Annotated in this window: 17 protein-coding genes; 7 read left to right on the forward strand and 10 right to left on the reverse strand. The window is 63.5% G+C overall.

The features are described 5' to 3' along the window. Position 1 precedes the first annotated feature (1 nt). Genes HJC04_RS04365 through HJC04_RS04400 form a run of 8 tightly spaced genes read right to left on the reverse strand, consistent with a single transcriptional unit; the run spans position 2 to position 7,623 of the window. On the reverse strand, positions 2–1,900 hold the full coding sequence (locus tag HJC04_RS04365; RefSeq protein WP_097598917.1) for an ATPase, T2SS/T4P/T4SS family: 1,899 nt from the start codon (positions 1,898–1,900) through the stop codon (positions 2–4). Between the two features lie 19 nt (positions 1,901–1,919). Next, complete coding sequence (locus HJC04_RS04370; protein ID WP_210632634.1) at positions 1,920–2,840, reverse strand: Flp pilus assembly protein CpaB; 921 nt, start codon at positions 2,838–2,840, stop codon at positions 1,920–1,922. Beyond that, positions 2,837–3,748 carry a hypothetical protein gene (locus HJC04_RS04375; RefSeq protein ID WP_221144935.1) on the reverse strand — a complete coding sequence of 304 codons (912 nt, stop codon included), beginning with the start codon at positions 3,746–3,748 and terminating at the stop codon, positions 2,837–2,839. Before HJC04_RS04375 ends, HJC04_RS04370 begins: the two co-directional genes overlap by 4 nt. Before the next feature lies 1 nt (position 3,749). Further along, entirely contained in the window at positions 3,750–4,430 is a 681-nt protein-coding gene (locus tag HJC04_RS04380) for a TadE/TadG family type IV pilus assembly protein (RefSeq protein ID WP_210632636.1), read from the reverse strand. After that, positions 4,402–6,042, reverse strand: a complete 1,641-nt coding sequence (locus HJC04_RS04385; protein ID WP_210632637.1) for a Tad domain-containing protein — start codon at positions 6,040–6,042, stop codon at positions 4,402–4,404. Before HJC04_RS04385 ends, HJC04_RS04380 begins: the two co-directional genes overlap by 29 nt. Beyond that, positions 6,039–6,836 (reverse strand): TadE/TadG family type IV pilus assembly protein, encoded by a 798-nt coding sequence (locus HJC04_RS04390; protein WP_221144936.1) that lies wholly within the window; start codon positions 6,834–6,836, stop codon positions 6,039–6,041. Before HJC04_RS04390 ends, HJC04_RS04385 begins: the two co-directional genes overlap by 4 nt. 5 nt (positions 6,837–6,841) lie before the next feature. Then, the gene (locus tag HJC04_RS04395) at positions 6,842–7,405 is read right to left on the reverse strand and encodes a prepilin peptidase (protein ID WP_221123133.1); all 564 of its coding nucleotides are present in this window, start codon (positions 7,403–7,405) and stop codon (positions 6,842–6,844) included. A 14-nt stretch (positions 7,406–7,419) separates the two neighbouring features. Beyond that, complete coding sequence (locus HJC04_RS04400; RefSeq protein ID WP_064808298.1) at positions 7,420–7,623, reverse strand: hypothetical protein; 204 nt, start codon at positions 7,621–7,623, stop codon at positions 7,420–7,422. A 509-nt stretch (positions 7,624–8,132) separates the two neighbouring features. Here HJC04_RS04400 and HJC04_RS31580 point away from each other — a divergent pair. Continuing rightward, entirely contained in the window at positions 8,133–8,264 is a 132-nt protein-coding gene (locus HJC04_RS31580) for a hypothetical protein (RefSeq protein WP_257784635.1), read from the forward strand. After that, positions 8,264–9,418 (forward strand): CpaF family protein, encoded by a 1,155-nt coding sequence (locus HJC04_RS04405; RefSeq protein WP_259668793.1) that lies wholly within the window; start codon positions 8,264–8,266, stop codon positions 9,416–9,418. Before HJC04_RS31580 ends, HJC04_RS04405 begins: the two co-directional genes overlap by 1 nt. A gap of 66 nt (positions 9,419–9,484) precedes the next feature. Here HJC04_RS04405 and HJC04_RS04410 read toward each other — a convergent pair whose 3' ends face one another. Further along, complete coding sequence (locus tag HJC04_RS04410) at positions 9,485–10,219, reverse strand: class I SAM-dependent methyltransferase (RefSeq protein ID WP_221102001.1); 735 nt, start codon at positions 10,217–10,219, stop codon at positions 9,485–9,487. Next, on the reverse strand, positions 10,212–10,511 hold the full coding sequence (locus tag HJC04_RS04415; RefSeq protein WP_221124015.1) for a DUF1127 domain-containing protein: 300 nt from the start codon (positions 10,509–10,511) through the stop codon (positions 10,212–10,214). The genes HJC04_RS04410 and HJC04_RS04415 overlap by 8 nt, the downstream gene beginning before the upstream one ends. Before the next feature lie 95 nt (positions 10,512–10,606). On the opposite strand from HJC04_RS04415, the gene HJC04_RS04420 reads away from it, so the two are divergent. From HJC04_RS04420 to HJC04_RS04440, 5 genes are all read left to right on the forward strand, one after another. Continuing rightward, complete coding sequence (locus HJC04_RS04420) at positions 10,607–11,443, forward strand: helix-turn-helix domain-containing protein (RefSeq protein ID WP_221144937.1); 837 nt, start codon at positions 10,607–10,609, stop codon at positions 11,441–11,443. Positions 11,444–11,707: 264 nt separating this feature from the next. Next, positions 11,708–12,604 (forward strand): GGDEF domain-containing protein, encoded by an 897-nt coding sequence (locus tag HJC04_RS04425; protein WP_221144938.1) that lies wholly within the window; start codon positions 11,708–11,710, stop codon positions 12,602–12,604. Positions 12,605–12,740: 136 nt separating this feature from the next. Further along, positions 12,741–13,772, forward strand: coding sequence for a LacI family DNA-binding transcriptional regulator (locus tag HJC04_RS04430; RefSeq protein WP_221144939.1), 1,032 nt, complete (start codon positions 12,741–12,743; stop codon positions 13,770–13,772). A 277-nt stretch (positions 13,773–14,049) separates the two neighbouring features. Beyond that, a complete protein-coding gene (locus HJC04_RS04435; RefSeq protein ID WP_221144940.1) occupies positions 14,050–15,063 on the forward strand; it encodes an SIS domain-containing protein in 1,014 nt (337 codons plus the stop codon). A gap of 121 nt (positions 15,064–15,184) precedes the next feature. After that, complete coding sequence (locus HJC04_RS04440; RefSeq protein ID WP_221144941.1) at positions 15,185–16,525, forward strand: ABC transporter substrate-binding protein; 1,341 nt, start codon at positions 15,185–15,187, stop codon at positions 16,523–16,525. Positions 16,526–16,527 lie beyond the last annotated feature (2 nt).

Below are 16,527 nucleotides of genomic sequence, written 5' to 3' on the forward strand. Positions count from 1 at the left end.
CTCAAACAAACATATCCAGGTTCTTGATCTCGCCGTCTTCGCCGAAGGCGACGAGCTCGGCGACGAAGCTCGGCAGATAGCCGGTGAAGGCATGCACCGCCTGGCCGCCGGCGCGGCCGACGAGATTGAAGATCGGCTCGACGATGATCAGGCCGGTGTCCGGATCGATGCCGATGACCTCCGATATCTCGGTGACGGCGCGCCGGCCGCTTTCCAGGCGGTTGAGCTGCACGACGAGCTCGACGGCGGCGACGATCTGCTGGCGGATCGCCGTCACCGGCAGCGAGCTCTGGCCCTGCAGCACCATCACCTCAAGCCGGGTCATCATGTCCTGCGGCGTGTTGGCATGCGCCGTCGTCATCGAGCCGGCATGGCCGGTGTTCATCGCCTGCAGCATGTCGATCGCCTCCGCGCCGCGGCACTCGCCGACGATGATGCGGTCGGGACGCATGCGCAGCGCGTTGCGCACCAGGTCGCGGATGGTGACGCTGGTCTCGCTCTCCGCCGTCTTCGGCCGCGATTGCAGGTAGACGACGTGAATGCCGTCGAGCTGCAGTTCGGACGTGTCCTCGACGGCAACGACGCGCTCGCCGACCGGAATGAATTGCGACAGGCTGTTCAGCAGCGTCGTCTTGCCGGAGCCGGTGCCGCCGGAGACGACGATGTTCTTGCGGGCCCGCACCGCCGCCTCGAGGAAGGCGCGCATCGGCTCGCTGAGCGCGCCAGCGGCGACCAGTTTGCTGATGTCGAGCCGCGACTTGCCGCCGAACTTGCGGATGGTGAGGCAGGCGCCCTTGACGGCGAGCGGCGGGATGACGGCGTTGACGCGCGAACCGTCCGGCATGCGGAAGTCGGCCATCGCCTCGCTCTCGTTGATCGAGCGGTTGGAATCGACGGCGATGCGCTCGATCACCTTCATCAGCTGCCGCTCATTGGCGAAGGCGAAGGGATAGCGCTCGAGCAGGCCAAATTTTTCGACATAGATCTCGTCATACCGCGTCACCATGATTTCCGAGATGACGTCGAGATCCATCAGTTCCGAGATCGTGCCCCAGCGATACATCAGCTCCTCGATATTCGAGCGCAGGTGCATATGGGCGATCTCGTAGCGGTCGCCGGCGTTGAACAGGGCCTGCCGGGCCTGGAAGGCGGCGCCGAACTTGGTGTCGAGCTGGGCGAAGTCGGAACGGGTGGATTCGAAGTTCAGCTTCAGTTGCAGCGCCGAGATCAGCGCCTTGCCGACATCGAAGAGCCGGCGGTTGTCCTGCTCTTCGCGGGCGAGGCTTGCCGCATTCGACGCGCCGTCGCGCCGTCCGGTGCGGGCGATGCGTTTTGCCAGCCACCGGTAGACGGCGTTCTTGATGACAAGGATGACGAGATCCTGGGGTGCGGCGTCCAGCGCCTCCTTGATGAACAGGTCGAGGCGCTCGCGGATGCGGCCGCGCGTCTCCTCGCGGCCGAAATCGGAGGATTTCACCAGCCGGTCATATTGCGTGTCCTTTAGCAATCGCTCATGTATTTCCATCTGCAGCGCCAGCACCCGCTCCTGGTCCGGAAACTGCGTCACCGCTTCCGGCGCCGCCGCCGGCTCGACGAGTTCGATGGTGACATTCGGCACCCAGATCGACATGCCGGCCGAAACCGCCACCGGCGTGCCGGCCCTCAGCGGCTGGTCGTCGACCCGCGTCGGGTTGCGGCCATGATGCTGCACCGACCAGCCCTGGCCTGACTTGCGCAGCACGAATTGCGGCGAGGAGACATGGCTGCCGCGCAGCCGCACGACGCCGGCGCCGGCGGGCAGCGAAAGCGTGCTGCTTTCGCCGACGAAATAGGTCTCGTTCGCCGAGAGCGGGATCACCTCCCGCCCGCTGCCGTCCTCATAGGAAATCTTCAACAGCATGGCTCAATCCCCGAAATGATCACATGCGCGTCCAGTTGATGCTCGGCAGGTCTTCGACGCTATTGTCGGTCGGATTGCGCAGCACGAGGTTGAGGCTGCCGTTCGCCTGGCCCATGGCGAAGATCAGCATCTCGGCTTCCGACGGCGTCACTTCGACCGTCACGTGATTATAGCTGCTATTGGCCTTGGTGACCGCACCTTCCGGCGTGGTCGCCGCGCCGACGGCGAGCACCTTGACGTTCTGGAGGAAGGTGCGGGTGACGACGCGGGTGCGCGAGCTGATGCCGAGCTTGTAGTCCTGCGCCTGCTTCCGGTAGGCGTTGATGTCGTTCTCGTCGGCGCCGGGATATTGGGTGAGATAGTTCTTCAGCATCTGCTCGACCGGCGAGGGCGGCTGGACCGGCGCGGCGGGCGTCTGGCCGGGTGCGGCCGGCGTCTGCCCGGGCGTTCCCGGCTGCGTCGCGGCGGGCGGCGCCACCGGCTCGACCGGTTCGTCGACGGTGCCGAGAATGTCGACATAGCTGCCCGGCTCGACGAAATGGCCGACCGCCTCGGCGGCGTTGACCGGCAGGGTGAGCGCCCGCTTGCCGGGCGCGATCATCGTCGTCAGGCGGCCGCCGTCGGTATCGTCGAAATACTGGAAGAGCAGCACCGAGCCGGCCGGAATGTCGGCGGCGGCCGTCCGGTCCTTCAGCCATTCCTGATAGGCGCTGGCGGCCGGAACCGCGAGCTTGGCAAGCGCCCCGAAGCTTTCCGGCAGCATCACCGGTTCGGCGAGCATGTCCGGGGTGATCGCCTGTCCTCTCGTCACCTTCTTGTCGGGCTGGAGCCGCATGAAGGCATAGGCCACCTGCTCGTTCTTGACGCTCTCGGTCCAGAAGTAGAGGAGGACGCCGGTGATCAGCCCGACGATCACGGCGGCAATGAGCTTCCAGTTCATGGTGTTATTCCCTCTAAGAAGGGTTGCCTGATTTGAATGACCTCAACGGTCCTGCCGTCGGTTTTGCTTCTGGTGTAGAGAACATTGGCTTCGACACTGCCGCGCCGGCCGTAAAGGGCGATGACCCCGCCGCGCTCGGCCGGCGGCGTTTCGATGGTGAAGCCGTCGCGGATAAGCAGGTCGGCGCGCTGATCGGACCAGCGCGCGGCGGCAAGCGTGCCCTTCGACACCACGGTGCGCGACATATGGCCCTTGTCATGGTCGCCGATATCGCTCAGCACCTCGACGCCGGCCGGCGGACGCAGCGACGTCGGCAGCTTGGCGACATCGGCAGGGGCGGCGAAAGCCGGGAGCGTCGCGGCGACATCGTCGAAGCGGCTCATCAGCACTTCGGTCATCGGCGCATTTGCAGGCCGGCGGATCATGATCGAGACACCCGGGATCGGCGCTCTCGCCGACGGCTTGTTCGGATCCTGCCGTCTCATGTAGGCGAGCGCAGCCTCGCCGTCGCCGTCGAAGAAGCGCACGACAACGGCAAGATCGTCGCGGATGCGGCTGACCTTCGGGACGATCATCATGTTGGCGGCGATGACGGCGGTCAGTTCCTCCCGGTCGCTGCTTTTCGGCATGGCGGGCCGGGTATTGGCGGCCAGCACCCGCAGCCACTCGTCGGTGATATCGGAAATGCTGCGATCGCTCTGGTAGGGGGTGAACTCGAGCGGCTGGCCGTTGATGACGAGATCGCGCGGCGCGCGTTCCGGCGCGCCGAGGATGCCGGCCAGCATCGAATTCAGCGTCACCCGAATATCCTTGTAGATCTCGGCGCGGCCCGGACTGGCGATCACGGCGAGCCCGACGACCAGGGCCGTAGAGAGGAGATGAAGTGAGATGCGTGATCGCTGTGCCATGTCACTTCGCCCCCGGAAAGACGCCGTCGAAGAGATCGCCGGAATCGCTTGCCACATCGCGGATTTCCCGGCGCAGCGTCGGATCGTAGCCGCGGCGCGTGGTGTCGTTGTTGTGCGAGATGAACAGCGTCGAGTCGTCGACCGTGAACGCATCCTTCCAGCGGATGCTGCGGATGGTGTCGAGATCGTCGGAATCCCTGAACTTGTAGACGCGGTCGGCGGTCGCGGTCACGAGTTGCGGCTTCTCGTCGGCGAGTTCGCCGACCATGTCGCCGAAGTCGCGACCATTGCCCTTGAGAGTGTTCTGCACGTCGTCCCAGATAAAGGTCCGCTGCGGATCGCCGCCGCCTTCATGCGAGGGCGTGCGCGAACAGTTGATCGCGTCGCCTCCGGGCAGGGCCGGCAAGGCCGGAATCGGGAAAACCTTCGAGAAATCCGAGGTGCAGTTGAGGCCGGACGCCTCGGCGAAGGCGGCGTTGCGCATGGCAAGCATGGTCGCGACCTTCTTGGTGGAAATCCTGTTCGCGTGAATGACGAAGATCACGATCAGCAGGATGACCGGCGCGGCGAGCACGAATTCGATCGAGGCCAGACCGCGCCGGTCGCGATGCAGCCGCATCATGAGGCCGCCGGCCGGAGCGCCGACCGCTTGCTCAGTGTGTGTTGACGGCAGCCCAGGCATTGGCTCCTCCATTGTCGAAGACGCGTGTCAGGCCGGTGAAACTGTCGGCAGCCGGGCTTTGTTTGATCGTGCCGGAAACCGCGCCGATATCGTCGGCGAGCGTCGCCGGCGCCAGCGAGGCAAGCCAGTCCTGCGTGTAGAGGTCGAAGGCGGTGTAGTTGTGGACCCAGCTCTGCGCCAGGGCATAAGCGGACGGCGTCCTGTCCTTGAACAGCCGGACCTGGAGCCTGGCGCGGGGCGCCCGGGAAACAATCGCCAGCGTCTGGTAGTCGGAGAGCTGGTCGCCGCCGAAGGGCGTGAAGTTGAAGGGGATGCGTCCCTTCAGCCAGTAGGGCTTCGGGAAGGAGAGGAGCGGCAGGCTGACGCCGGTCACCGAGATCGCCCCGCCCGCCGGACCACAGACCTGGTTCCAGATCATGTCGAACTTGCGGGTGAAGTCGTTCTCGTCCTTCGTCTGTTTGTCGGAATAACGTGGCGGCACGTCGATCGGCAGCTGGAAGGGGTTCACAACCCCGAATTTGATGCCGAAGAATTCCTCCGCCACAAAGAAGCTGCCATCGAGCAGCAGTTCCTGCCACCAGCTGAGATCGGCATATTGCTCGATAATCGCCTTGAACGGGATCTTGCTCAGGTATTTCGGGCCGAACGCCTCATAGAAGATGTAGAACTCGACCAGCTGATCGTCGATGCCGCTCTCATGGTTGACCCAGTCGCGGATATGGCTGCCGTCGACGCCGCCTGCCGTCAACGGACCCTTGCCGTTGGGGAAGCCGCGATTGGCGAACTCGCCGCGCATCAGGAATGGATCCTGTCCCTGGGTGCCATAGGACATGGCAAGGCACATTTCGGTATAGGCAGCGGCTGGATTGATGCCGTCACGGTCGACCGGCAGGTTGCCTCCGGCGCCTTCCCCGGCCTGGCCGCAGGATTCGCAGGGCGGATGGAAGACGACATGATCCGACTTGTTTAAACGAACCAGATGCAAGGCGTCGTTGCCGACCCGCTCGGGAAAGCTTTCGACGAGGTAATCGTTCAGGTCATTCATCGCGTCGATGATGTCGCTCGATTTGTTGATCAGACCCAGGGGATCATATTTGATCTGCGCCGCCACCGTATAGGCGATCGCCTTGGTGGCTTCGGTTGCCCGGAACCCCTGGAACGCCAGGCAAGCGCCGTAGATGATGCCGCCGACGATCGGGACCTTCTGCCAGCCGGGGCAATAGGGCATCGGCGGCAGCGGCGGCAGGAGCGACGCCGGCCCGAAGCCCTCGGTGAAGGAATATTCGGCGAGTTTCGCCAGAATGGCGGCCGAGCGCAGGGCCAGTTCCGCGGTGGTCAGCTGATAGGCGACCGACGTCGCCATGACCACGGTGGCCTGCGAGGAGGCGACATTGTTCATCGCCATGATGTTGAGATAGCGCGCCTCCCAGTCGGCATGGACGAGGGCGGCGGCATCGGCGGTGTCCTGGGTGCGCTGCTTGTCGTAGATCATCTGCCCGGTGTTCAGGATCCAGACGATCATCAGCGCCAGCGCGATCGTCATGTAGAGGATAATCGGAGACAGGAAGCCGCGCTGGTCGCGGTGCAGGCGATGGATGAAGGACGGTGTCATAGCAGGTTCACCTCCGCCGTCGAAATCGTGTAGTAGCGCCCGTCCTTCCGCTGGCCGCGGGCAAAGACCCAGCCGGCATATTCGAGCAGCAGGAAACGCGCTTCGACCCTGGCGGTGACGGGCACATGCGGCGAGCGGTTGATGGCGGCAAAGAGCGCCATCGGGGCGCGGTCGACGGTGACCGTGACGTTCTGCGGGTCGAACATGTAGCGGGCCTGGTTGCGCATCGCGCGCCAGTTCTTCGAGAGGCCCGAGGCGTCGGCCAGGCTCTTCAGCGCCTCTTCCGGCGGCTGGCAGGCGCCGACGCATTTCAGCTGGTCGTAGGGCGCCGCCGGGATCAGCGCCAGGCGGGCGGCAAGATCGGCCTTGCCCTCTGCGGCGTCGTTATCGCAGGTCTTGGGGCCGATGAAGCTGTGGATGGTGATCGGCAGGGCCGGGCAGAAATAGACGCGGGCGCTGCGGGCCGCCGCATAAGCGGCATAGTGGGTGAACAGGTGGTTCTTCGCCAGGATCGTGAACTGAAAGACCACGAACATGAAGAAGACGAAGATCGGCGTGACCAGCACGAAATCCATCATCGTCGTGCTGCCTGAGATATCGCCGTGAAGCTCCGACATCCGGCGCCGGCGGGCGGAAAGCCGCGGCAGCAACAGCATCGAGGTTAGCAACAGCATGGCGATCGCGAAGGTGCCGAGAAGCGCGCCGTGATCCTGAGGGATCCAGAAGGTCCGCGAGTGCAGGATCGAACTCCAGAAAGCACCGTCGAAAGTGGGGCGTTCGAGTTCCGCGCGCATTGCCGTTACCTCACGAATGAAAGAGGGGTGAAATCAGGCATGAACAGGCACCAGAGAAGTCCGAGAGCGGCGGCGACGCCGAAACGGACGGTATGATGGGTTTCGCGCGGCTTCAGCACGGAAGCGGCATCGCGGAAACCGGCGGGCAGCAGCAGGGCGAACAGTCCGACGGTTCGCGCCAGCACGCCCCATTGAACCCGCCGCGCCATCGAGCAGACCGCAATCGTGCCGCCGATCATCAGCGATGCGAGCGTCACGTCGATGGCGGGCCAGAGGCCGAGAACGGCGCCGAGCGCCGCCATCAGCTTGACATCACCGCCGCCGCAGCCTCCGGCTGCGAAGGCGATGATGAAGATCAGGCCTGAGGCAAGGAGGCCGGCGAAAGCCAGGCCGATCCCCGCAAGGCCGCCGCTGATCGCTGCCAGCATGAAGCCGGCAAGCAGGCAGGGGTAGGTGATGGCGTTCGGGATCTGACCATGGCGGTGATCGAACACCGCCGCGGTCGTGGCGCAGGCGACGGCAAGAGCCGCCGCCGCTGGCATCAGGGTCAGATCGTAGGTCATGTCCATGACACCGATCCCGCTTATTGACCCGGCTCAGGAATTCTCTCGGCGTCGGAGAGAGCCGTGTTCTTTTCGTTGAACCATTCGCCGATCTGTTTGCCGAATGCGAGCAGCAGCAGCATCAGCGGAATGACGATCAGGGCGACTGCGAGGACGATCTGGGCCATGTCGCCGCGTTCGTCCTTGTGAAGTGCAATTGCGAGAGTCTTGAGTTTTGCAAACATCTGCGTATTCCTCGTTCCCAAGTTTGTTTCGGATCGAAGACCTTGGTGAAAAGAAGCAAGCATACGCTATCGATCAGAACCAGCACGTTGCTCATTCCAATGATGTTTTCTGCTTCTGCTTTTCTTCCCCGGTCGCCAACGCTTGTTGAGCAACATCATTAAGACCCAAGAGTGCGCCCAAGGCCAGCCCTCCGTCAAGCAAACGGAAGGCAGGGTTCCAATTGTCTTGGAGGCGTCGGCTGCAGACATGCGGTTGACGGTGGTGTTTTCACGCTAACTGGCTGATTACGCTGTAATTTTCTCCGGTGAGGCATGTTGTGAAGCGGTTTTCGCGAACAGCGTCAGCTGCTCCATTATTGGTCAATTGTTTCAAGGCGATAGAACAGGCGGAAGCCACGCACGCATAGTGGCGGGCGGGCGAGGGCGTCCCCATGGCGTTGCTTGCCGATCTGGATTAAGCTCGTCTTCAATATTGGCTGTGGCCCGTCAGTCGTTCCGGAGGCAAAATCATGGAAACGATGAGCAGCGTCTTGATACTTGCATTGGTCCTCATTCCACTGATGTTGTTCTTTCCGACTGCGGTCCAGATGATGGTGACGCTGTTCGGCATGAGCTCCGTTCTTGTCGGGATGCCGCTCTGATGAAAGCCGTTTCCGACGACGCTGCCGAACAGGCGACCTTCCAGGTTCTGACCCGGGCGCTGGACAAGCTCCTGGCGCCCATCCGCTTCCTGCTCGAGGATCCGAGCGTTTCCGAAATCCTGATCAATGGAACCTCCGACATCTTCGTCGAACGGCGAGGCAAGCTCGAACGCGCCGATACGCGCTTCGCCAGCCGCGAGGATCTGGAATCGGCGGCGCGCAGCATCGCGCAATTCTCAGGCAAGCGCCTGACGCCGGAGGAACCGAGCGTCGAAGCCCGTCTGCCGGACGGTTCGCGCGTGCAGATGATCCAGCCGCCGGCCGCCCGCACCGGGCTCTGCATCTCCATCCGCCGCTTTTTGAGAGAACATCGCAGCATTCGCGACCTCGTCACCCAGGGAAGCCTGACGGAGGAGTCGCTGTCCTTGCTGCAGGCGGCGGTCGGACTGCAGAAGAATGTCATCATCTCCGGCGGCACCGGCACCGGCAAGACGACGATGCTGAACGCGCTGTCGGAAGCCTTCGCCGATCATGAGCGGGTCATCGTCATCGAGGACACCTCGGAACTGCAGATCCGCAAGGAGCATGTCGTCTATCTCGAAGTCACCAAGCCCGACAGGTTCGGTCGCGGCGGCGCCAGCATTCGCGAGCTGTTCCGCTCTTCGCTGCGAATGCGGCCGGACCGCATCATCGTCGGCGAGTGCCGCGGCGGAGAAGCGCTCGATATGATCCAGGCGATGACATCGGGCCACAGCGGCAGCCTTTCGACCGTGCATGCCAATACGCCCTATGACGCGCTGCACCGGCTGGAAACCCTGGCGCTGATGTCGGATATCGACATGCCGCTGCGCCCGCTGCGCTCGCAGATCGCTTCGGCCGTCGACGTCGTCGTCCAGATTGCCCGGTTCAAGCGCACCGGGCGGCGACGGGTCATCGAAATTTCCGAGATCAAGGGGCTGAATGATGACGGCCAGTATGTCGTCGAGAGCATCTACAAGCTCGACGGCGGCGGCCATTCCAATTCGGATGGCGAGTTGCGCTGGACAGGCGCCGTGCCGAGTTTCGCCACGGAAGCCTTCGAGGAGTTGGGAGCCGGCCTGACGGAGTTGCCGAGCTGGATGAAGCCCGCGGCGACCCCTCACCGGCCTGAGTAAAAGGCGGGATCGGTCTGGCCTATCTTGACACGATCGCGACCGACCTCGCCGTCCATCTCCTTGGGCCTAAGCTGCGATCTTCTGCCAGGCCGAGACATGCCGATCGCTGACCTTTGTGAACGGCTCCTTTTTCCAGCCGCCCCATCGGGCTTTGAGCTTCAGGCCGGCCAGCCGCGCCATAAGGTCGAATTCCGCTGGCCATGCATAACGAAACGGGACCGAGAACTGCCTGCAGTTCCCGTCCCGGATCCGGATGTGGTGGGACGTGAAGTTCTGGCTTACCACGTCGTACTCGTCGACGCCCCAATGCGTCTCGCTGCGGTCGAACGCCAGGATCGTCTCGCCGAGCGGAAGCCGCTGAAGCGGCGGGACGCCAACCTCGATCAGGAAGTGCCCGCCAGTTTCAAGGTGCGCGGCGGCGTTCAGAAAGCAGGCGACCTGGGCTTCCTGTGACGTCAGGTTGTTGATCGTGTTGAAAGCCAGATAAACGAGGGAAAAGCGCCTCTCGACACGGGTTGTCGCCATGTCGCCGATTACCACCGGAATGTCCGCGCCGCCCTCTTTGGCGCGAAGGCGAGACACCATCGCGCGCGACAGCTCGATGCCTTCTACCTCCACCCCTTTCCGCGCGAGCGGCAGCGCCAGGCGCCCGGTCCCGATCGCGAATTCCAGCACGCGCCCGCCGCCTGCGTATTCGGCCAGGAGATCGACCGCCGGATCGATGACCTCCGGGGCCGAGATCCCGTCAGCGTCATCGTAGGTAGCCGCGACCTCATCGTCAAAAAAACCGTCGTCATGCATCTTGCTTACCTCTCTGATAGCGGAGGACCGGTGGTGGCGATGACCTTGCCCGCCGCTTCGCGGGCAACGCGTCAATTGGTCCTAGCGATCGCGCCAACTCGCCAATCTCGTGGCGGGCGACGCCGATGTCTTCCAGATCGCGGTCCGACAGCCACTGCAGTGCCTGTTCCGTTTCGCGCCTTTGCCACCAGAGGAGGAGGGCGGGCGCTGCAAACCGCAAAGCTGCCATCTTCGTCAGAAGGCTGGGAGCAAAACGATCCGAAAGTTCAATGTGCCGGAGTTCGAATGTCATAACCTACGTCCAAGTTGTGTTGCGGTGATATCAATCTAGTGAAATGCCGGCCGACGTGTTATCGGCAGTCTGTCAAATTATGTCTGTGAGACGCCATGATTGCCCGCGACAACCTGACCAACGTTCATCTGCCGGAAGACGCATTTGGAGATTATCCGCACACCGCCGTCGCCCAGGGTGGCGCAGAGCCCGCCGGGCGAACCTATTCTTTCCACGTGCACCACCGCGCTCAGCTCTTCCAGATCGTGCGCGGTTCGCTGCGGCTCGAGACCGAGCGGGGCTACTTCATCGTTCCGCCTGAACGTGCCGTATTCGTGCCATCAGGCGTCCTCCACGAGGTGACATACCTGCAGGAAACGGAGCGCAGCTACCTCTTCTTCCGGCCCGACGCGGTCGTGAACCTGCCCTCCGAGGTCTCAGTGATCGGTACGACGCCGCTCCTGCGCGAACTGATCCTGGCATTCCTGGAGATACCGCGCGCCGACGCCGGCAGTGCCCCTGCCGAACGGCTTGTCGCCGTCATTCTCGACCAGCTTCAGACGAGTACGGTCGCGCCGCTGTCGCTTCCCTCGCCGGCATCCGAACGCCTCCGCAGCATCGCTTCGGACATCCGCAACGAACCGGGTGCCGATTGGCCACTCGATGAACTTGCCTCGCGTGCGGCCATGTCTCCCCGCAGCTTTCAGCGCCATTTCCAAACCGAGACCGGCATGAGTTTCCGCGCCTGGCGTCAGCAGGCGAAACTCCTCAAAGCCGTGGAGTGGCTCGCCGCCGGCCGAAGCGTCGGCGATATCGCCTTTTCACTCGGCTACTCGGGCCCCAGCGCCTTCATTGCGGTGTTCCGGACGGCCTTCGGTGTCTCTCCCGGACAATATTTCCAGGGAGCCTTTCCGGGCCATGGCGCCGCATCCTCGGCGCGGCCGGCGCGATGACGCGTCCTCCGGCGGGCGACAGGAAAAAGCGCGCCGTGACCCCCAGCGCCAGCAGCGCGAGGGAGAGGGCGAAGGGTTGCGCGCGAGCCTGCACACATCAGGCACGGATACCTTTCGCCCCGATCCCGCGGCAGTCGATGTCCGATCACCAGCGGGAATGTTGACGCTTCCGTAATCACGGCAAGCGCCTTTGCTTGCCGAGCGGCTCTTTTCTCATAGGATTTCTGCGCCATCTCTTGCCGGGGCAACCAGACAGGGTGCTGTATGGACGAGACAATCGAACAGCTTCTCCATCTTTCCGCACAGACGGAAACGCTGATGGCGGTCTATGATGGCGATGACCGGCTGCGCTATGCCAACAGCGCCTTCCGCTCGGCCTATTTCATCGAGCCGGAGGAAACGCCGCTCTGGCCGGATCTGATGCGGCGCAATTTCCATCTTGGCCGCGGCACCGTCATCCGCACGGATAATTTCGAGGAATGGCTGCGCTCGACCCAGTCACGCCGCGGCAAGATCGGCTATCGCGCCTTCGAGACGGATCTTTCCGACGGCCGCTGGCTGTGGATGACCGAGGCGGTGCAGAGTAACGGCTGGATGCTGTGCATCGCCAGCGACATCACCCGTCTGAGAGCCCATGGCCGCACCGTCCGGCAGGATCGCGACCAGGCGATCAAGGCTTCCTACACCGACGAACTCACCGGCGTCGCCAACCGCCGCTTCGTCATGGCCCGCGTCGAAGACATGCTGGCCGCCGCTCGGCATGGCAGCAGCGGTTGCCTTGCCGTCTTCGACATCGACAATTTCAAACACATCAACGACCGGCACGGCCACCACGCCGGCGATCTCGTGCTGCGCGATTTCGCCCACCGCATCCACCAGAATGTCCGCCGCAACGATTGTTTCGGCCGGGTCGGCGGCGAAGAATTCCTCCTCGTCATGCCGGCCACCGGCCCGGAAGACGCGCTTGCCATGGTCGAGCGCATGCTGACGGTGATCCGCTTCTCCCGGCCGCTGCCGGACTCACCCGATTTCAGCTACACGTGTTCTGCCGGTATCGCCGCGTGTGTGCCCACAGACAGCGCGTCCGAGCTTTACAGGCGTGCCGATCAGGCGCTTTATGATGCCAAGATGAGCGGCCGGGATCGGGTAAGGGCGGCTTAGAAAAGACGCCGAGGTCCGGCCGAGCGGGTCCGGTCGGCGCGCATTCCAGATGCCGCTCTTGAATTGGTCGGGCGTCCTCTGCTAGGCGTCATCCTGGCTATGAAAGCCGAACAAGATCCAGCGGGGACCGAGGGAAGTGGCGCCAAAGGCAGTGACGCTGATAGACGTTGCGCGCGCCGCGAACGTGTCGCGCGCGACCGCCGCCCGCGCATTGAACGGTTACGGCTATGTCGGCGGAGACGCGGCAGAGCGGGTGCTGGCAGCGGCCGATCGGCTCGGTTATCGCAGCAATCGTGTGGCGCAGGCCTTGCGGCGAGGGCAGTTGCCGCTCATCGGTTTCATGCCGGGCGACATCCAGAATCCGTTTTTTGCCCGGATCGCTCATGATGTCGATGTCGATCTGCGCGCCTTTCGCCACAACCTGCTGATCGCCAGCAGCGAAGAGGATCCGGAGCAGGAGGTGGAACTGCTCGAAAGCCTGAGGTCCCTCAATGTGCGCGGTTTCATCGTCGCGCCGACCTCTGCCGACAACAAGGAGCACCTGGTCGGGCTTGTCCGGGACGGAACGCCCCTCGTCCTCATCGACCGCGCCTTGCCGCAGGTTGCCTGTGACAGCGTCACCGTCGACAATGAGGGCGGCGCCCGCGAGGCCGTGAGCTATCTGATCGCCAACGGCCATCGCCGCATCGGCCTCATTCAGGACGATTCCCGCATCACGACCGCCCGCGGCCGTCTCGCCGGCTATATCCAGGCGCTGCAGAGCCACGGCATCGAGGTGGACGAATCGCTGATCATCGTGTCGCGATCGACGGTGGAATATGCGATCGATGCCACCATCCGGCTGTTCAGCCGGCCGTCGCGCCCGACAGCGGTCTTCACCGTCGACAGCCTTATGACCCAGGGGGCGCTTCTCGGGCTGCGCTCGATGGGCCTTGCCGTGCCGCATGCCGTTTCCCTGGTCGGCTTCGACGACTTCAACCTCGCCACTTTCACCGACCCGCAGATCACCGTCGTGGCGCAGCCGATCGCGCAGATCGGCCCGCTTGCGGTGAAGCTGCTGATGCAGCGGATCAACGGCAGTCGCGAGCCGCCGCACAGGGAGCAGTTCCCGACGCGCCTGGTCGTGCGCGGCTCCGTCTCCCGGCCGTCCCGGACGTCGGGACGCTGATCCGCTGGCGTCTCTCCTGGTCTGTCCGAGACAGGCTCTTCTCAACAGCGCGTGAAATTTCTGCAAAAAGTGGCTTGCCATGCCGGCCGGACCATGCATTAATTCGCGTGTGAGATCGGTCTCTCATCACTCCCGAGGAGAAGCCGGTCTTTCTTTTGATCCACGTGTGAGATCGATATCACATTTTTGAATTGGCGACTGCATGCCAGCGCGCCGCAGTCTGCCGCCTGAAGTGGGGGACGTGTGCGTGCTTGCTACTGACAGACAAGGGACCCGAATGTTGAACTTTGACCAAGCCCGCTTCCTGAAGATCCAGACGGGCGCCGTTGCGATTGCAGACTGGATCCGCCCGCTGATGCGCGACCTGCTCGATGCGGGGATCGAACGGCTTTATTTCATGGGCACCGGCGGCGTGCAGCTCCTGACCTTTCCTGCGATCGAGCTCGCCGCCCGCCATACGACCTTTCCGGTCTCGGCCTGCTTCCCGGCCCAGGTGATCCTCGATCCGCCGGCCGGGCTCAACGAAAAGGCGCTGGTGGTGATGCCGTCATTGTCGGGCACGACCAAGGAGAGCGTCGCGCTTCTGCCCTTCCTCAAGGAACGCGGCGTGCGCCTGTTGACGCTCACCGGCCATGCCGATACGCCGCTCGCGCAGCAGGCCGATCACACCTATACCAACTTCGCCGAAGACGACACGTCGTCGGAGTCCTTCTACCTGCAGACCATGATCATCGTCCTGGCGCTGCTGGCCGAAACAGGCAGGATCGCGAATTTCGACGCGATCGTTTCCGAGCTGAAGAGGCTGCCGGGGCTGCTTGCAGAGGCCAAGGCCGCCTATGAAGACGAGGCGGCGAAGCTCGCCCAGTCCATCAAGGACGAGCCATATCATATCTTCACCGGCGCCGGCTCGGTCTGGCCGGAGGCGCATTATTACGGAATGTGCATCCTGGAAGAAATGCAGTGGATCCGCACGCGGCCCGTTCATGCCGCCGATTTCTTCCACGGCACGCTGGAGCTGGTCGAGCCGGGCGTCAGCGTGTTCCTGTTCAAGGGCGAGGATGCGCTGCGGCCGCTCGGCGAGCGGGTCGAACGCTTCGTCCATCGCTACACCGACAAGGTCTGGATCCTCGATTCCGCATCCGTCGCGCTTCCCGGCATTTCGCCGCAGGTCCGCAGTCTGATCTCGCCGGTGGTCCTCGCCACCCTGCTGGAGCGGCTGAGCGCCCATCTCGAAGTGCTGCGCCAGCACCCGCTGACGACCCGCCGCTACTACAAGCGGGTCGAGTACTGATGCATGCCGCGAGCCTCTTCGCCGCGGCGGCGAAAGAGGCTTGCCGCTTCTGACCGGCGGATGGCGGACGGTAGGACACCGCGATCTGCCGCACGATCAACAAGCAAAAGGGGAATGAAACATGCAACGGTCCATCCACTCCACTGCTGCGATGATTGCGGCAGTATCGGTCATCTCGATTTCCTGGGGAGCCTTCCCGGCAACAGCCTCTGCGGCCGGCGATGCGCCGGTTGCCGATCCGGCCGCCAAGGTCGACTACAGCGGCAAGCTGACGATCCTGACCAAGTTCGGCCTGCAGCTGCTTTCCCCCTATTTCGTCAATGTCGCCAAAGCCTATGAGGCGCAGCATCCCGGCGTGAAGATCGAGCTCATCCAGGAGAACGACGACAGCATCAAGGGAAAGACCAAGACGCTGGTCGCCTCGAACTCGCTGCCGGACATTTATTTCTCCTGGACGGGGACCTGGGGCGAGAACTTCATCCGCGGCAATCGCGCCGTCGATCTGTCCAAGGTCATCGGGCCGGAAACCGAATGGGGCAAGACGCTGAGCCCGGCGGCCGTGAAGGCCTTTTCGTATAACGGCAAGTATTTTGGTGTGCCGCTTTATCTCGATGCGAAATTCATGGGCTACAACAAGAAGATGTTCGCCGATCTCGGCATCGAGCCGCCCAAGGATTTCGACGCGCTGTTGAAGGCCTGCGATGCGCTGAAGGGTTCGGGCGTCGTTCCGATCGCGATCGGCAACAAGGAATCCTGGCCGCTCGTCCATTATCTCGGGCAGTTGCTGGCCTATAACGTGCCGACCGAGACGCTGGAGCGCGATTTCAAGCCGAAGACGGCGACCTTCGACCATCCCGGCTATGTCGCGGCGCTCGGGCAGTACCGCTCGCTTCAGGAGCGCTGCGCCGGCGGCGCCCAGGTCAACGGCCTCTCCTACCAGACCGCACTCCAGTCGATGAGCGACAGGAAGGCGGCCATGTACTACCAGGAGATTATCGAGTTCGATCAGGCCGCGACCAAGGAAACCGCCCTGAAGCCGGAGGAGTTCGGCTTTTTCAAGCTGCCGGCTCCGAGTGATGCCAAGGGCTCGGCCACGGCGCTCGAAGGCGCGCCCGAGGGTTACATGGTCAATGCCAAGGCGAAGAACCTTCCCCTGGCGATCGACTTCCTGAAGTTCCTCACCAGCCAGGAAAACGGCAGGACGCTGTCGGCGCCGCCCTATGGCCAGCCGAGCGCGGTCATAGGCGGCGCGGACAAGACCAGGATCAATCCCAATGTCGCCGAAGGCATGGAGGAGATCGCCAAGGCAAGCTACCTCATGCCATGGCTCGACACGGTCAACCATCCGCGTGTCGCCGCTGCCTGGCTTTCCGGCCTGCAGGCCTTCGCCGGCGGCTCCATGTCGGCGGAAGATCTTCTCGCCTCTGTCCGCAAAGCTGCCGCGGCTGCCGCCGGGCAATGACG

It is taken from the genome of Rhizobium sp. NLR8a (assembly GCF_019685235.1).
Classification (GTDB): domain Bacteria; phylum Pseudomonadota; class Alphaproteobacteria; order Rhizobiales; family Rhizobiaceae; genus Rhizobium.